The following is an 18,496-nucleotide window of genomic DNA, read 5'->3' on the forward strand; positions in this document are numbered from 1 at the left end:
AAAACATAAAAGCTAACAATTAGTTGAATTTGCTTTTCACGAACCATCTGTCGTTAAAAGAGAAACTCAAACTAAAGTTGAAATAATTTTCCTGAACTAAAGCTGCTGAAGTAGTACCTCTTTTTCCAAATTCTATACCAACGTTAACATTAGAAAAAGAACCATTTCCTAAAGGAATTCCTGCACCTAAAGACATTCCAACATCATTGATTGATTCGTTATTAACAATCAATCCAAGTTTTTCATATTTTAAACCTGCTCTGTATGTAATTCTGCTTAAGTAACTTGTAAACGATGCATAATTAGGAATATAATATCCACCTACTGCATATTTTTGATATTTTTCATAACTTATGTTATCTGCCGCATTGTAATAATTAGCAAGTTGTCCGTTACCCTGAAACGCAAATGTTGTACCTACCAACCATTTTCTAGGCTGCCCAATACCAGCACCAAATGTTACTTTGTTTGGTATCTTTAATTTATCTTCATGTGGAGCTCCTTCATAAGGATCAGCATCACCATCTACTGAAATAACTCTTGTATTATTTGCGGTTAGATTACTTGCAAAAGTATAATTCAAACTGGTAAACAAAGTCAATTTTTTATCAATTTTTGTTTGATACATGGTTCCAATATTAAAACCAACACCAGATAACTCAGATGCATTTGTTTCTGCAGTAGCATTTTGAACTCCAGTAACAAGCTCAACACTTGTTGTTGTAATTTTACCAAAATTATATTGTGCATCAGCACCAATAGTCCAGTTTTTCTTAATTTTATATCCTAAACCAAAAAACACTCTGTTAACTCCACCTTTTCCCTGAAGCTGCGTACTTGTCGCTCCTTCTGTTCCTGTATTGTCATTTTGAATTTTATATCCAACTGAACTTACGGGAATCAAACCAAATGCTGCACCAAATTTTCCCATTGGGATTCCAACAGCTAAATAATCAAAAGTTGATCTTTGTGCTTTTTCAGATTTCTCAGTAGTTTTTAGTACTGAACTTGCAAAAGTACCTCCAACAGTAAAAGTAGTTTGTCCCAAACTGGCGTAACTGGACGGATTTTCAATATTCAAATGGATACTATCCTGCTCTACCGAAACCCCGGCCATAGACCTGTTTTCCAGAGTCCCTTTAAATCTGACATCACCAATCCCGAAGAAAGAATAAGGAGAAGCAGTACCCTGTTGAGCAAATGAAACGAACGAGATAAGCAAACAAGCGCTTACTATAATTTTTTTAATCATTGTCGATTTTTATATTGAAATGTTTGGTTCAAACTCTCTAATAGAAAATTTGAATTGGCAAATATGGTATTTTTTAATCGTTTAGCCAAAAAATCTGCATCTCCTCCCGTTAAAATTATTATAAAATTTGAAAAGTTTGCCCGATATTCATCGATAAAACCGTCAATCTCATAGACGAAGCCATTTACAACTCCGGAATGAATTGCCTGCGCTGTAGAGTTACCTATATATTGTTCCGGCAATTCGAAAGTTAACAAAGGCAGTCTGGCCGTGTAATTGTGCAGGGCTTCATAACGTAATCTTAAGCCAGGAGAAATCGCCCCGCCAAGATAATTATCGTTTTCGTCGATAAAATCGTAGGTAATACAAGTTCCTGCATCAATCACTAATCTGTTTTGTTTAGGAAACTGCAAAGTTGCCCCGGCTGCCAAAACCATTCTGTCAATTCCTAAAGTTTTTGGGGTGGCATATTTATTTATAAACGGAAAATCGTCTTCATGAGTTAAAAAATGAATATTCAAATCATTTTCGAAAGCCAAAAAAGATTTTTTTTCTACATTTCCAACAGATGCAACAACCAAATCAGAGCAATTTTGAAATTTTTCTAAAATTTTTTTAATTCTTTTTTCAAGTTCGTTTTTCTCAAAAACAAAATTCTCCAGAACAGTATTTTCCTCAAAGACAGCTGCTTTAATTCGAGTGTTACCAACATCGACAGTTAAAATCATGTTTACATTTTTATAAACGCGAAGATACGAATTCATTTTTTTTTAAAAATGTTTTGGATAAACGAAAAATGATTCTATCTTTGCACCCGCAATCAGCACGGTGCCTTAGCTCAGATGGTAGAGCAATGGACTGAAAATCCATGTGTCCCTGGTTCGATCCCTGGAGGCACCACCGTTAAAACCCGAATAGCAATATTCGGGTTTTTTGTTTTTAATACTTCTTTAAAAATTCCAATCTAATTCCAATACGTTTTACTGCTAGTTTGTCATTTCGAGGAACGAGAAATCACATTACATATTCACGGCTTCGTTGCTCTTTGGATGGGATTTCTCGTTCCTAGAAATGACAAGAATACACTATTATAGCTTTATGAACCTTTCTGTTTTTTTTAACGCAGATTTTGCAAATTGAGCAGATTTTCCTCAACATAATTACATAGTAAAATTTTAGCATTCATTTCTGGTAAAGATTCAGCCCGAGTTTTAATGCAATTAATAGTACTAAAAACCCATAAGTTAATAATTAAGCGCTTTTTGTTAAAAAAGTATCAACTAAATAAAAAAATATCTTATATATTCGTAAAATGATACTTAATGATTTTATTTATTACTAAAAACACATAGCATTTTATGGGCAAAACTTCTACAAAAGGTATTTGGAAAGTAATTTCGGCCTCATCAATGGGCACAATGATCGAGTGGTATGATTTTTATATTTTTGGAAGTTTAGCCGTTGTAATCTCCACTAAATTTTTCCCCAGTGATAATCCTACCGCAGCGTTTTTATCGACCTTAGCCACTTTTGCAGCAGGATTTGTAGTTCGCCCTTTTGGGGCATTATTCTTTGGAAGACTTGGCGATATCATTGGCCGTAAATATACTTTTATGGCTACTTTATTATTAATGGGCGGATCAACTTTTTTAATAGGCTGCATTCCCAGTTATGAAACCATTGGTTTTATGGCACCTCTATTAGTCCTGATTCTGCGTTTATTACAAGGTTTGGCTTTAGGCGGAGAATATGGCGGAGCAGCTACTTATGTTGCTGAACATGCTCCGGTGGGACAAAAAGGATATTGGACTTCCTGGATTCAAACCACGGCTACAGTTGGTTTATTTATTTCATTAATGGTTATTCTGGCTACAAAAAATGTACTTTCTTCTGAAGATTTTGATTCCTGGGGATGGCGTGTTCCGTTTTGGGTTTCTATTGTAATGGTAGGAGTTTCATATTTGATTCGTAAAAACATGGATGAATCTCCTGTATTTGCAAAAGCTAAAAAAGAAGGTACAACGAGTACAAATCCGTTAAAGGAAAGTTTTGGAAACCGATATAACCTAAAATTTGTTTTACTGGCTTTATTTGGCGCTACGATGGGACAGGGTGTAGTTTGGTATACCGGACAATTCTACGCCATGAGCTTTATGAAAACCGTAATGAACATCGATTCCTCTCAAGTAGATGGATTATTGGGAATTGCATTATTAATAGGAACTCCGTTTTTTATAGTTTTTGGATGGTTAAGTGACAAAGTAGGCAGAAAATATATTATGATGAGCGGAATGCTGCTCGCTATTATATTTTACAGACCAATCTATAAAATGATGTACAACACCACAGATGTTACTCATAAAACCGAAATCACAGACAAAAGAAGTCAAAGTGTTGAAAAAACAAAAAATAAGGACATAATAACCTCAATTGCAAAAACCTATACTGACGGAACTACGTATATCGAAAAGAGGACAGATTTTGCTAATAAAAAAGAATCTCAAAATAGTATTTCGATCACTATAAATTCAGCAGACGAGTGGACATTAATATTTTTAGTTTTCATTCAGGTGTTATTTGTTACAATGGTTTATGGACCTATCGCGGCTTTTCTGGTAGAAATGTTTCCAACAAAAATCAGATATACTTCGATGTCGCTGCCATATCATGTTGGGAATGGTATTTTTGGAGGTTTACTTCCTGCAATATCAACGTATTTTGTAACTCATTCAAAAGAAGCCGGAAAACCTGAATTTTATCTTGACGGACTTTGGTATCCTATTATTATAGCCTCGATTTGCTTCGTAATAGGAATGATTTATATCGATAATAAAAACAAAACTAATCACCTTTAATATAAATAATTATGAATGCGATCAAACAAATTTTAGGTGTTTTATGGATTGTTCTTGCGGTTGCAGCGGCTTATTTTTGCGTATTTGAATTTGGTTTACCCAAACTTCTATCAGACAAACAAGACGATTTAGTCTTTGGAATCATTATCCTTTTTATCCTTACTCCGCTTATTGTTTTAGGACTGGGAAGCTTTGGGTATTTTGCCGTAATTGGGGAATACAACAAAGAAAAAATGTAAAATAAAAGGGCTGCCTTTTTACAGACAGCCCCTTTACATTACTAACATAACCAAATTTTTATCTTGTCTAAGACAAAAGGGCTACTTAACAGTAGCCCTAATTTATTTACATTAAGAAATTAATCTAATGTTATTGTTTTTGCAACGTTGTCAATTTTTAATACTCTGGATCCTGTAGGTCCAATATATTTAAAGTTAGAATCTCCGTCACCTGCATTTACTAATTCTGAGTCAATAGCATAACCTAATCCTGAATAGTAGGTAAAGTTATGACTGTTGTCTCCACCCCAGTTACCACCACTTGTGAAGTCATTTTTTATAAATTCTCTAAATCCTTCTCCGCTTTTAAGAACAATAGTAACCTGATAGATATTACTTTGACCTGCAACTAAAGGAAACTCAGTTTCAGCATCGCCATCCCAAGACCATCCTCCAGGTGTAGCTGCTCCAACTAACCAGTGAGAACTAGCCAATGGTACATGATAAGGCGTTGCTTTGATTGTAAAACTATTAGAGTATTGAGGAATCCCTGAAGCTCCTACAACAGATCTAATACGAATATCAACATTGTTTACTTCTTTCTCTACAAAACCACCGTTTACTAATGCAGAATTTAATTCTTCTACTGTTACCTCTTGCGAAATACCAGTTGTGCTCATTACAGTTATTGGGTTAGCGAAATTAGTTCCGGCTTTTGCAACCTGAATAGTGTAATTTATTATTGCCTGAGGCACGGTATAAGTTGCTTTATTCCAAGTAACCGTTGTTGCAACATTTTTCTCAGTTTCTTTTGATAGTACAATACTAAAATCAGATTTTGGTGTTAATAATACCGGAGCAGTTGCTGCATCAATAACAGGTCTGTTCTCAACATCATCAGCATTACATGAAACCACCAAAACACCAATAAATGCGATTAAAATTTTATATATATTTTTCATTTTAATGTTTTATAAAGTTAGTATCCAGGGTTTTGTTTCAAAGTTGGATTTGCCTGAATATTTCTTGCAGGAATAGGCATTAAATCTCTAAATGACTCTGTAGCATTACCATTTATAGAACCGCCTTTCCATTGCCAGATCTTAGCAGAACCACTAAATTTTCCAAAACGAATTAAATCCGTTCTTCTGTGACATTCCCAGAATAACTCTCTTCCTCTTTCATCCAGGATAAAATCAAGAGTTAACTGAGGAAGTGTAATTGCTTGTGCATTTGCTCTTGCTCTAATTTGATTTACATAACCTAAAGCTGTTGCAAGATTTCCGCTTGCAGCTCCTCTAAGAGTTGCTTCGGCATACATTAAATAAGCATCAGTTAATCTGAACATTGGGAAATCGATATCCGGGATATCATTTCTTTGTGCTGCAGAACCATCAGCATTTTTATTGATGTATTTTGTTACTGCATAACCATCTGTAAAAGTCGAAACATTCTTAATGTCTTTAGATTGCCCGTTTGTATAAAACGTACCTCTTTTATCTCCGGTTGCAGTTTCGTCAGGAAAAAGATTTACAAACTCTCTACGAGTTCTAATCCCTTGCCATCCACCATCCATTCCTCTTGATGCAGCATCCATGCTGCCTCCAATAGAAGCGTGCATAATAAAACTCATACCTCCACCGGTTGCTCTAATGGCATTACCATCACCAACAATTGGGAAGATAACTTCAGACTGAGCACCATTTCTATTATTATCAGCAGAGAATAAATAACGGTAAGGAACATTTGCAAAAGTATATCCTGAACTAGTAATGATTTCGTTACACAATATTGCAGCTTCATTATTTTTATCTACACCTATATATACTTTAGCATTCAGATAAACTTGTGCCAATAAAAATTTAGCAGCCGTTTTATCAACTCTTCCATATTCATTTGCTTTTGAAGCCACTAAACTATTGTCCAGGTCTTTCAATTCAGACTCAACGAAAGCAAAAACTTCTGCTCTTGTTTTTTGTTCCGGATAAAAGAATCCAACAGGGTCTTTTTCTGTTGTAATTGGCACATTTCCAAACAAATCCATTAAGTTATAATAAGAGAAAGCTCTTAAAAAACGAGCTTCGGCTCTAAAGTTAGCGATATCAGCTTTTAAGTTTGCATCAACACCTCTTGCCGTTAATTTCTCATCTGTAGTTTGTCTTAAAAACTCATTAGCAACACTAATATGGTAAAATGCTCTTGAGAAAGTTCCTTCCAAAAATTCATTTGCAGGAGACCATGTTTGAGCGTTCAATGTTGGTAAAGTACCATCTGCCCATGCAATAATTGCTTCGTCTGTAGTAAATTCCTGTGTTACAAAAAGTAATCTTAAGTAACTGCTAAAGTCACCACCAAGTCCTGCAATATCCGGGCTTTTTCCAGGTATGGCAGCATCACCATCACCATCATTACCACCCACATACAAACCTGCGTATAATTTAGCCAAAACTTCTTTGTACGATGCTGGATCTTGAAAAAAGGTTTCTGATAAAAATTCATCATCATCCTTTGGCGTCACGTTTAAGTCGTCCGTACACGAAGTAAGCGTCATACTTAATCCTAAAACGAATAGGAAAAAATAAGATATATATTTAAATGATATTTTCATTTTGTTTGTTTTTAAATTTTTGATTTTCAGTCTACTATTAGAAATTCGCATTTACCCCAAACAAGAATGTTCTTGCTCTTGGATATACATTATTATCAATTCCGTTGAATTTCTCAGGATCTAAACCATTGTATTTTGTTAGAATAAAAACATTCTGAACTCCAGCTGTAAATCTTAAAGAAGCTGCTTTTATGATGGTTTTATCAAAAGTATATCCAAGTGTAACGTTATCTAATTTGATAAAAGAAGCATCTTTTACAAAATAGTCAGACAAGTAACGAGATGTACCATTATCTTCAAAAGTAAAACCAGTATTATAGTAATCTGAACTTACGTTAGACAAATCAGTTTGTCTTCTTAATCCAGCATCAGAATAACCTAAATTTGAACTTACGTTATCAAAAATTTTATTACCTACACTTGCTCTCCAGTTCATTGTAAAATCAAACTTTTTGTAGTTTAATGTAGAAAACAAACCAAACGTATAATCAGGAGCCGCTTTTCCAGCTCTGTAACGGTCACCTGTATCAATTTTTCCATCTCCGTTTCTATCTACATAAGCACCTGCAATTGGTCTTTTGTTTGCATCGTATAATTGCTCATATACAAAGAATGAATTTGGAGAATATCCTACTGAGTTAATAAGGATTTTATTCCCGTTTCCACCGGCGATATTATCTCCGGTCAAATATCCTTGAAAACCAGGAACTGTAATTCCTAACTCAGAAATATTCTGATCGATATAAGTCGTATTAAAAGCTACATTCCAAGTCAAATTATCGCTTTTTATAATATCAGAAGCAATACTAAATTCAACCCCTTTTGTTCTTACACTACCAATATTAAAGAAACCTTGATTTCTAAGATTTGCACCATCAGGAACCGCAATATCTGCTAATAAATCTGTAGATTTTTTATCAAAATAGTTAATAGATCCTGTAATTCTGTCGTTTAAGAATCCGTAATCGATACCAATGTTAGACTCTGTTAATTCTTCCCATTTAATATTTTCATTATATCCTTCTGGTCTCGCAGTTGAATAAATAGTATTTCCAAAAATGTATTGCGAATTAATTGTTCCAAGAGTTACTCTGCGTAAATAATCATACTGAGCCGAGATATCCTGTTGTCCTGTTGTTCCGTAACCAACTCTTAATTTTAAAGTAGAGACAGTTGAATTACCTTTTAAGAAAGCTTCTTCAGATAAATTCCATGCAAAAGCACCACCTGCAAAATTCCCCCATCTGTTATCTTCAGAAAAACGAGAAGTTCCGTCTCTTCTATAATTTAAAGTCAATAAATATCTACTGTCATACCCTAAATTCAAACGTCCGAAGAACGATTGTAAGTTAACATCAGGATCTGTAGCAACATCCTCATTAGGATTTGGCTGTCTGGTTTCTCCAGATGAATATTTCTCTTTTTGAAACAATTGGTAGTTATAACCTGCAGTTGCATCAATTTTAATTTTTCCTATATCTTTAGTATAGTTAAAATAAGCATTTAAGTTTTTATTTTGAAGCGCATCAGTATAGTTACTGTAGTTTCCTAAATTTACATAAGCCGGATCACTAAATGCTTTTGGCTGATATCCTAATGCACTTTGTGTACTTACTTCTGTATATCCGCTACTATCAAATCTATCGATACCTGCTTCTGCAACAACTCTTAAATCTTCAAAGAAATGAAGTTTATAATCTACTCTCACATTCCCCCATTTTCTGGTTGAAGTTGCTCTTCTGTTATCCTGATTTAATCTTGCAACAGGATTTCTTGCCGGTAATAAAGGTAAGTTTCCAGTTGGCTCTAACCATTCAAAATATCCTCCGTAACGAGAACCTGCCTGATAAACCGGTTGTGTAGGATCAAATCCAATAGCACTTCCAATAACTCCACCCTCGTCCTGAAATTGATTTTTACCAAAAGATAAATTTCCGCTAATATCAATTTTCAAGTGATTGTCAAAAAGAACAGGATTTAACGATATCGATGTCGTAGTTCTTTCAAAAGAAGTGTTTCTTAGGATTCCTGGATTATCAACATTTCCAACAGATAAACGCACAGGCAATTTGTTGAACAAAGAACCACTTACAGATATATTATTGTTAGTTGTCAGGGCTGTATGAAAAATTTCATCTTGCCAGTTTGTATTTGCATTCCCCAATAAAGCTTGTTGAGCTGGCGAACCTTTAGTCTTTACCAATTCTCTGTATTGATCTGCGCTCATTACATCTACTGTATTAGCCACTGTATTGATACCTATCTGAGAACTGAAGTTAACTTTTACACCACCTTTACTTCCTTTTTTAGTCGTAATAACGATTACACCATTTGCTGCTCTGGACCCGTAGATCGCTGCTGCAGATGCATCTTTAAGAACCGTAAATGATTCAATATCATTAGGATCAATTGTAGATAGAATACTTGTAGAACCACTTGGCACAGCATTACTTAACGGAAGTCCATCCAGAACGATCAAAGGCTCATTTGAAGCATTTAAAGATGATCCTCCACGAATTCTAATATCTGCTTTAGCTCCCGGAGCACCTCCTCCAGTTACATTTACACCAGAAATACGACCACTGATTAAAGTCTCAGGAGTTACGTTGATTCCTTTATTAAAATCTTTCGCTGCAATTTGAGATACAGAACCTGTAGCATCCTTTTTCTTAACAGTACCGTAACCTACTTGTACCACAACTTCTTTAAGTTGATTTGTATCTTCTTCTAAAGAAACGCTTAATGTTTGTTGACCATTAAAAGTTACAGTTGACGTTTTATATCCAATAAATGAAACCAAAATTTTGTCTCCATTTTTTAAATTAGATAACTGAAATTTACCGTCAAAATCTGTTGATGTTCCGCCCGGAGCACCCTGTACACTTACATTTACTCCCGGGATTGGTTGTCCCGTTGCCTGATCAGCAACTGTTCCTTTTAAAGTACTTTGAGCTAGTACAGTAAACGGTAACAGTAAGAATAAAAATAACAACTTTTTATAAATTGTTTTCATACTTTTTGTTTAAATTAGTTTGAGTTTTTGATTGTTAGTTAAGTTTTTAATTTTACTTCGAATTTCAAAATTAGGAATTTATTAACACGGCCAACCAGTTACAATTTATATTGGATTACGAAAACGTGATAGTGTTGAAAACTTTCTATATTTTGTAATCTTTTCAGTCAAAAAATGACAAATCAAAAAATAAAAGATACCTTTATTAATAATTAGATTTTTTTCAATAATAACTATGAAACGCAAAATAACCTTAAAACAGATTGCGAAGGAACTTGACGTGTCTATTTCAACTGTCTCAAAATCACTTAGAAACAGCCTTGAAATAGGAGAAGAAACCCGCCTTAAAGTCCAAGCTTTTGCAAAGTTTTACAACTACAAACCAAACAATATTGCCCTTAGTTTAAAAAATCGAAAAACCAAAAGTATTGGTATTATTATTCCGGAAATTGTACATTATTTTTTCTCTACTGTAATCAACGGAATCGAGCAGGTGGCTAACGAAAATGGCTATAGTGTTGTCATATGTTTATCTGACGATTCTTTTGATAAAGAAGTCCTGAATATGGAAATGCTAGCCAACGGAAGTATCGATGGTTTTATCATGTCACTTTCTAAAGAAACCCAGTATAAAGGTGATTTTCACCACATTACCGAAGTTATAAATCAAGGAATGCCCGTTGTCATGTTTGACCGTGTGACCAATGATATTTTATGCGATAAAGTGATTATTGATGATAAAGCTGCCGCTTATGAAGCCGTTCAGAGTTTGATTGATAATGGCCGAAAAAAAATCGCTCTTGTTACTACTGTTGATTATGTAAGTGTTGGAAAATTGAGAACAGATGGTTACGAAAAAGCACTTCTGGACAACGGATTACCATTTAATGAAGATTTAATCATAAAAATTGAAGATGTTGATACCTGCGAAATCACGATAAGCCAACTTTTACACGACAGGGCTTTTGATGCCGTTTTTGCTGTAAACGAGCTTTTTGCCGTAACAATTATCAAAACAGCAAGCAAAATGGGACTTAAAGTTCCGGAAGATCTTGCCGTAATTGCTTTTACTGACGGAATTATCTCAAAATACTCAACCCCAAGTATTACAACAGTAAGCCAAAGTGGTGAAAAAATGGGAAATAAAGCGGCTAAAATGCTGATCGAAAGGCTCGAAGCAGAACATAATGACGACGAAGAAGAAAATGAAAATTATACTACTGAAGTTATCGAAACGCATCTTATAAAAAGAGAATCTACTGACTAATTTTCTTAAAATCAAATACATTCTAAAGCCATAAATAATATTTGTGGCTTTTTTGTTAGCATATATCTAAAAATAATTTATACTTTTACCGCCGTCAAAGCTTTTACTTTTACTTCGAAAAAAACAGTAAGTTTTGATAAGCAAAGCGCTTATCGTCTAATTAATTCTTTAATTACGATAATGGAAAAGCGTAAATTAAGTTTCTGGGAAATTTGGAACATGAGTTTCGGATTCCTGGGAATACAAATGGGGTTTGCACTTCAGAATGCAAATGCCAGCAGAATTCTTCAAATTTTTGGTGCCGACGTACATGAACTTTCATGGTTCTGGATTATTGCTCCGCTTATGGGATTAATTGTTCAGCCAGTAATTGGTCATTATAGCGATAAAACCTGGGGACGATTTGGCAGACGAAAGCCGTTTTTTCTTGTAGGCGCTATTTTAGCTTCGGTAGGATTAATTTTAATGCCGCAAGCTAACATTTTCATTTCAGTATTGCCTGCTTTATGGGTTGGAGCAGGAATGTTAATGATCATGGATGCTTCTTTTAACATTGCCATGGAGCCTTTTCGTGCTTTGGTTGGTGATAATTTAAGAACAGATCAGCGTACTGCAGGTTTCAGTATTCAAACTTCATTAATTGGTTTTGGGGCCGTAATTGGTTCAGCATTACCGTATGTTTTAACGAAATATTTTCATATTTCAAACAATGCCATTCCCGGAAGTATTCCTTTAAATCTGAAATTATCATTTATAATTGGAGCAGCCGTTTTAATAGGTTCAATTTTGGTAACATTGTTTACAACCAAAGAATATACTCCCGAAGAATTAGCCAATTTTGAAGATCCACAAAGTGAAGTGGATATTCCTTCTGAAGAAAAATCAAAACTTACAGACATTTTTACAGACTTTGCAAAAATGCCAACAACAATGCGTCAGCTAAGTTGGGTGCAATTTTTTTCCTGGTTTGGATTATTTGGTATGTGGGTTTTTACAACTCCTGCAATTGCACACCACATTTACGGTTTGCCTTTAAGCGACACTTCAAGCCAGCAATATCAAGATGCCGGAGATTGGGTGGGAATTCTGTTTGGAGTTTACAATTTAGTTTCTGCTATTATCGCACTGTTTTTCTTACCCTATATCGCTAAAAAAATTGGCCGAAAATCAACTCACGCACTTTCATTAATCATTGGAGGAATTGGATTAATCTCTATTTATTTCATGCCAAATGAAGATTGGGTTGTATTGCCAATGATTTTAATTGGTGTTGCCTGGGCAAGTATTCTGGCAATGCCTTACGCTATTCTTGCGGGATCAATTGCTCCTAAAAAAATGGGGGTTTACATGGGTATTTTCAACTTCTTTGTTGTAATTCCTCAAATTGTAAATGCTCTTATTGGAGGTCCAATTGTAAAATACCTTTATAATGGCGATGCTATTTACGCCTTAATTACCAGCGGAGTCAGCTTTTTAATCGCTGCTCTTTTAGTTTACAAAGTAAAAGATGTAGACGACACTATTCAAAAATAATAAAGAAGAATTTCTCATATAATGAACAAAAAAGCATTCATATTCGACCTTGATGGCGTAATTGTCGATACCGCTAAATATCACTTTTTGGCTTGGCAGAAAATCGCTCAATCATTAAATATAAATTTCACACACGAAGATAACGAGTTGCTCAAAGGTGTAAGTCGCGTACGTTCGTTAGATATAATTCTTGAATTAGGAAATGTTCAGGCTTCGCAGGAAGACAAAGACAAATGGTTAATTCAAAAAAATGAAGATTACTTATCTTATTTAGTTGACATGGACGAAAGTGAGATTCTTCCCGGAGTTTTTAAAATTCTGCAGCTATTAAAAGAAAAAAATCAAGGAATTGCATTGGGTTCTGCCAGTAAAAATGCAAGACCAATCCTTGAAAAAACAGGAATCATTTCGTATTTCGATGTTATTGTTGACGGAAACGATGTTACCAATGCAAAACCAGATCCGGAAGTTTTCTTAAAAGCGGCTCAATTACTACATATTGATCCAAAAAATTCAATTGTGTTTGAAGATTCTGTTGCCGGAATTCAGGCAGCAAACATAGGAGAAATGGTAAGTGTAGGAATTGGTGAGGAAACAATTTTACATGAAGCTGATTATATTTTTAAAGATTTTACAGAAATCGACGCACAGTTTATCGAGAAACTAATCGGTTAGTGAAGAATGTGGCAATGTGTCAATTTGATAATTAGAAAATTCATAATGCCGCATTTAACAAATCAATTAGATATTTTAAAAATATAAATCATCTAAATTAAAAAGTAAAATAGTAAAACAACGAGCAATTAATCAGATTAAAGATCACTAAAAGAAAATAATTATCTCATTTTCTAATTGGCACATTTTCTAATTAATCTAATTGCCCAATTATCTAATTAAAAAAAATGAATCAAGATTATATAAAACCAGACAATTGGTCCATAATAGAAGAAGGATTTGATGTAGAAAGAGTAAAATCGTCTGAAAGTCTTTTTAGTATCGGAAACGGTGCTATGGGACAACGCGCCAATTTTGAAGAAACTTATTCTGGTGAAACTTTTCAGGGAAGTTACATTGCCGGGATTTATTATCCGGATAAAACTAAAGTAGGCTGGTGGAAAAACGGATATCCAAAATATTTTGCAAAAGTATTAAATGCTCCAAACTGGATTGGAATTGACGTTGAAATCAACGAAGAAAATCTTGATTTAAATACGTGTACCGAGGTTAGAAATTTTCGCAGAGAATTGAATATGAAAGAAGGCTGGTACAATCGTTCTTTTGAAGCTACGTTGAAAAACGGAACTGAAATTGCCGTAAACGTACGTCGTTTTCTTTCTTTGGATCTGGATGAAACGGGAATTATTAAATTTGATATTACACCTTTAAACAAAGATGCAAAAATTGTTTACAAACCGTATGTTGATGCCGGTGTAACCAATGAAGATGCTAACTGGGAAGAAAAATTCTGGGAACCTCTTGAAGTAAAAAAAGGAACAAACGAAGCTTTTGTAACGGCTCAGACTTTTAAAACGCATTTTAAAGTAACTACTTTCATGCACAATACGATTCTGGCAAATGGCGAAAATGTAAATATTTCACCTTCTACAATCGATTCTACTGCAGATAAAGTTCAGTTTACTTACGGAACTATTATTGCAAAAGGGCAAACCTCATCTATCCAGAAAATTGGAGGATATACGGTTTCTTTAAACCATGATAACACTTTGGCTGCAGCCGAAAAAGTAATAAAATCGGCCCTTAATTCAGGATACGATGCATTACTTCAAAATCAAATTGATGCTTGGGCAAAAATTTGGGAAATGTCAGATATTACCATTGATGGCGATGTAAAAGCGCAACAAGGAATTCGTTTCAACATCTTTCAATTGAACCAAACTTATTTAGGAAAAGATTCTCGTTTGAATATTGGTCCAAAAGGTTTTACCGGAGAAAAATACGGCGGATCTACTTATTGGGATACTGAGGCGTATTGTATTCCGTTTTATATGGCTACAAAAGATCAGCAAGTTGCACGTAATTTATTGACATACCGTTTCAATCAATTAGATAAAGCAATCGAAAATGCCAAAGACAATTTAGGTTTCAAAAATGGCGCTGCTTTGTATCCAATGGTTACCATGAATGGTGAAGAATGTCATAACGAATGGGAAATCACACATGAAGAAATCCATAGAAATGGTGCGATTGCTTTTGCGATTTATAACTATTACCGTTTTACCGGAGATTACTCTTATATTCCTGAAAAAGGCCTGGAAGTTCTAATTGGTATTGCACGTTTCTGGCACCAAAGAGCTTCTTTCTCTAAAGAAAAAAATCAATATGTGATTCTTGGAGTTACAGGTCCAAATGAATATGAGAATAACATCAATAATAATTTCTATACCAATTATATTGCAAAATGGTGTATTGATTATGCATCGGAACAGATTATAAAAGTAGCTGCAGAATATCCTGCAGACCACAAACGTATTTTAGAAAAAGTAAATCTTTCGGCTTCTGAAATTCAGGAATGGAAAAAAGTGGCTGATGATATGTATTTCCCAACTTCTGAGGAATTAGGTATTTACTTGCAGCAAGACGGTTTCTTAGACAAAGATTTAGTTCCTGTAAAAGATTTAGATCGTTCTCAACGTCCAATTAATCAAAAATGGTCTTGGGATCGTGTTTTACGTTCGCCTTACATCAAACAAGCCGATGTTTTACAGTGTTTTTATTTCTTTGAAGATCATTTTTCTAAAGAAGAATTAAAACGCAATTTCGAATTTTACGAGTCATTTACGGTTCACGAAAGTTCACTTTCACCTTGCGTTCACTCGATTCAGGCTGCCGTTTTAGACAAAATGGATATGGCGTATACCTTCTATTTAAGAACTTCTCGTCTTGATCTTGATGATTATAATAAAGAAGTAGAAGAAGGTTGTCACATTACCTCAATGGCAGGAACCTGGATGAGTATTGTGGAAGGTTTTGGCGGAATGCGTGTTAAAAATGACCAGCTTCATTTTTCTCCAAAAATTCCAAAAGAATGGGACGGTTATTCGTTTAAAATCAACTTTAGGAATCAAATTCTGAAAGTGGATGTCAATCATCATGAAACCAATTTTACTGTAGATGGTGATCAGGATTTAACAATTGTAGTGAATGGAAATTCTATAATTGCAAGTAAATTTGTACAAATAAATTAAATACAATACCCTTAAAACTAAAAAACATGAAAAACTTATTTTTCGCAAGTTTAATCTTGTTTGCTTTTAGCTCAATTGCTGAAGCGCAACAATTAAAATCACCCGAAGGCAAGTTCGTAATGGAATTTTCGCTTCAAAACGACGGAACTCCAACTTATAATCTGAAGTATAAAAACAAAGAGGTTGTAAAAACCAGTAAATTAGGTCTTGAACTTAAAGATGACAAAAAATCTTTATTGAATGATTTTACTGTTACAGATACAAAATCATCCACTTTTGATGAAACCTGGAAACCGGTTTGGGGAGAAGTAGATAATATTAGAAATCATTATAATGAATTGGCAGTAACTTTAAATCAAAAAGGAACTGACAGACAAATCATAATTCGTTTTCGTCTATTTGATGACGGTCTTGGATTTAGATATGAATTTCCGGCTCAAAAGAATCTTACTTACTTCGTAATCAAAGAAGAAAGAACTCAGTTTGCAATGGCGGGCGACCACACAGCTTTCTGGATTCCGGGAGATTATGATACTCAGGAATACGATTATACAAAATCTAAATTATCTGAAATTAGAGGTTTATCTCAAAAAGCATATACAGCAAATGTTTCGCAAAAAAACTTTTCACCAACAGGAGTTCAGACATCTTTGATGTTAAAAACTGCTGACGGAATCTACATCAACCTGCACGAAGCAGCTTTGATCAACTATTCTTGCATGCACTTGAATCTTGATGACAAAAACATGATTTTCGAATCTTGGTTAACACCAGATGCAAAAGGTGATAAAGGATATATGCAAGCACCAAGTCATTCACCTTGGAGAACGATTATGGTAAGCGATAATGCGACAGAAATCTTGTCTTCAAAAATGACTTATAACTTAAATGATCCATCAAAAATTGAAAACACTTCCTGGATTAAACCAGTAAAATATATTGGTGTTTGGTGGGAAATGATTACAGGAAAAAGCTCTTGGTCCTACACCAATGATTTTCCAACGGTACAATTGGGAGTTTCTGATTTCTCTAAAGCAAAACCAAGCGGAACACACGGAGCTAATAATGCTAACGTAAAAAAATACATTGATTTTGCTGCTGCAAATGGTTTCGATGCTGTTTTGGTTGAAGGTTGGAACGAAGGTTGGGAAGACTGGTTTGGTCACTCAAAAGATTATGTTTTTGATTTCGTAACACCTTATCCTGATTTTGATGTAAAAGGTTTGCACGAATACGCAAAATCTAAAGGAATCAAAATCATCATGCACCATGAAACTTCAGGTTCAGTTCGTAACTACGAGCGCCACATGGATAAAGCGTACCAATTCATGAAAGACAACGGATATGATGCTGTAAAAAGCGGATATGTTGGAGATATCTTACCTCGCGGTGAAAACCATTACAACCAATGGATTGTAAACCACTATCAATATGCTATCGAAAAAGCAGCTGATTATAAAATTATGGTGAATGCTCACGAAGCAGTTCGCCCAACAGGAATTGCAAGAACGTATCCAAATTTAATTGGAAACGAAGCAGCTAGAGGAACAGAATACCAGGCTTTTGGAGGTTCTAAACCAAATCACGTAACGGTTTTACCATTTACACGTTTAATTGGTGGACCAATGGATTACACGCCTGGAATCTTCGAAATGGATATCAGCAAAATGAATCCTGACAACAAATCTCATGTAAACAGTACTATTGCAAACCAATTAGCATTATACGTTACTATGTACAGCCCATTGCAAATGGCAGCTGATACTCCGGAGAACTACAACCGTTTCCCGGATGCATTCCAATTCATCAAAGATGTAGCTGTAGACTGGTCAGAAAGTAAATATATCGAAGCTGAGCCAGGAGATTTTATCACGGTTGCCCGTAAAGCAAAAGGAACAAATAACTGGTTCGTAGGAAACGTAAACGGAGAAACGCCTCGTACATCAAACATTGATTTTAGCTTCCTTGAAAAAGGTAAAAAATATACCGCTACAATCTATGCTGATGCAAAAGATGCGCATTATAAAACAAATCCGCAAGCTTACACAATCAAGAAAATTGCTGTAACAAACAAATCAAAATTATCGCAGTTATCTGCTCCGGGCGGAGGTTATGCCATAAGCATTATCGAAACTAAATAAAACTTTAAAAAGCCAGAGCAATGATTTAAATTATCACTCTGGCTTTTAATTTAGGAATACCTCTCACTAATAACATTATTCAAGTCCTCATGGTTAAATACTTATCAATAAGAATTACTGCTTTTGTAATTATGCTAATTATACTATCAAAAATGGCATATTATACTTTACCAAAGCATATTCAGGAAGACGGATATAGTTTTATTGAAGAGATTGATTCATTTATAAAAATGAGTCTGACATTCACAATCATTTCATTACTATTTGTTTTAAATGAAGCTAATAAGTTTAATAAAAAGAACTTGATAATCTTACGAAATTCAGCTTTGGGATTAGCTTGCTTTTTTTCAATACTAACAATCTCATTAGTGATTTTAAATTATATTTATTAATCCATATAAAT

13 protein-coding genes and 1 tRNA gene are annotated in these 18,496 nt (G+C 34.5%); 9 read left to right on the forward strand and 5 right to left on the reverse strand.

Annotated elements, in window-relative coordinates:
* Positions 1-19 precede the first annotated feature (19 nt).
* Together RC62_RS16765 and RC62_RS16770 are read right to left on the reverse strand one after the other, a co-directional pair.
* Complete coding sequence (locus RC62_RS16765; RefSeq protein ID WP_055097282.1) at positions 20-1,252, reverse strand: hypothetical protein; 1,233 nt, start codon at positions 1,250-1,252, stop codon at positions 20-22.
* A complete protein-coding gene (locus tag RC62_RS16770; protein WP_055097756.1) occupies positions 1,249-1,980 on the reverse strand; it encodes a type III pantothenate kinase in 732 nt (243 codons plus the stop codon). The genes RC62_RS16765 and RC62_RS16770 overlap by 4 nt, the downstream gene beginning before the upstream one ends.
* A 99-nt stretch (positions 1,981-2,079) precedes the next feature.
* On the opposite strand from RC62_RS16770, the gene RC62_RS16775 reads away from it, so the two are divergent.
* From RC62_RS16775 to RC62_RS16785, 3 genes are all read left to right on the forward strand, one after another.
* Positions 2,080-2,152 (forward strand) — tRNA-Phe (locus RC62_RS16775).
* 458 nt (positions 2,153-2,610) lie between these two features.
* Positions 2,611-4,107 (forward strand): MFS transporter, encoded by a 1,497-nt coding sequence (locus RC62_RS16780; RefSeq protein ID WP_055097284.1) that lies wholly within the window; start codon positions 2,611-2,613, stop codon positions 4,105-4,107.
* 11 nt (positions 4,108-4,118) lie between these two features.
* Positions 4,119-4,346, forward strand: a complete 228-nt coding sequence (locus RC62_RS16785) for a DUF6814 family protein (RefSeq protein WP_055097286.1) — start codon at positions 4,119-4,121, stop codon at positions 4,344-4,346.
* 119 nt (positions 4,347-4,465) lie between these two features.
* Here RC62_RS16785 and RC62_RS16790 read toward each other — a convergent pair whose 3' ends face one another.
* From RC62_RS16790 to RC62_RS16800, 3 genes are read right to left on the reverse strand one after another with little or no spacing between them, the layout of a single operon-like run.
* Complete coding sequence (locus tag RC62_RS16790) at positions 4,466-5,287, reverse strand: SusE domain-containing protein (RefSeq protein ID WP_055097288.1); 822 nt, start codon at positions 5,285-5,287, stop codon at positions 4,466-4,468.
* 17 nt (positions 5,288-5,304) lie between these two features.
* Positions 5,305-6,933, reverse strand: coding sequence for a RagB/SusD family nutrient uptake outer membrane protein (locus RC62_RS16795; RefSeq protein ID WP_055097757.1), 1,629 nt, complete (start codon positions 6,931-6,933; stop codon positions 5,305-5,307).
* A gap of 37 nt (positions 6,934-6,970) precedes the next feature.
* Positions 6,971-9,946 carry a SusC/RagA family TonB-linked outer membrane protein gene (locus RC62_RS16800; RefSeq protein ID WP_055097289.1) on the reverse strand — a complete coding sequence of 992 codons (2,976 nt, stop codon included), beginning with the start codon at positions 9,944-9,946 and terminating at the stop codon, positions 6,971-6,973.
* Positions 9,947-10,181: 235 nt separating this feature from the next.
* Here RC62_RS16800 and RC62_RS16805 point away from each other — a divergent pair, with 235 nt between their 5' ends.
* The 6 genes from RC62_RS16805 to RC62_RS16830 all read left to right on the forward strand — a co-directional run bounded on the left by RC62_RS16805 (position 10,182) and on the right by RC62_RS16830 (position 18,485).
* Positions 10,182-11,213 carry a LacI family DNA-binding transcriptional regulator gene (locus RC62_RS16805; protein ID WP_055097291.1) on the forward strand — a complete coding sequence of 344 codons (1,032 nt, stop codon included), beginning with the start codon at positions 10,182-10,184 and terminating at the stop codon, positions 11,211-11,213.
* Positions 11,214-11,393: 180 nt separating this feature from the next.
* Positions 11,394-12,746 (forward strand): MFS transporter, encoded by a 1,353-nt coding sequence (locus tag RC62_RS16810; RefSeq protein ID WP_055097293.1) that lies wholly within the window; start codon positions 11,394-11,396, stop codon positions 12,744-12,746.
* 21 nt (positions 12,747-12,767) lie between these two features.
* Complete coding sequence (gene pgmB, locus RC62_RS16815) at positions 12,768-13,421, forward strand: beta-phosphoglucomutase (protein ID WP_055097295.1); 654 nt, start codon at positions 12,768-12,770, stop codon at positions 13,419-13,421.
* Positions 13,422-13,648: 227 nt separating this feature from the next.
* Positions 13,649-15,952 (forward strand): glycoside hydrolase family 65 protein, encoded by a 2,304-nt coding sequence (locus RC62_RS16820; protein WP_055097297.1) that lies wholly within the window; start codon positions 13,649-13,651, stop codon positions 15,950-15,952.
* Between the two features lie 26 nt (positions 15,953-15,978).
* Positions 15,979-18,093, forward strand: a complete 2,115-nt coding sequence (locus RC62_RS16825) for a glycoside hydrolase family 97 protein (protein WP_055097298.1) — start codon at positions 15,979-15,981, stop codon at positions 18,091-18,093.
* Between the two features lie 152 nt (positions 18,094-18,245).
* Entirely contained in the window at positions 18,246-18,485 is a 240-nt protein-coding gene (locus RC62_RS16830; protein WP_157472553.1) for a hypothetical protein, read from the forward strand.
* Positions 18,486-18,496 lie beyond the last annotated feature (11 nt).

The organism is Flavobacterium aquidurense, assembly GCF_001404985.1.
Classification (GTDB): Bacteria; Bacteroidota; Bacteroidia; order Flavobacteriales; family Flavobacteriaceae; genus Flavobacterium; species Flavobacterium aquidurense_B.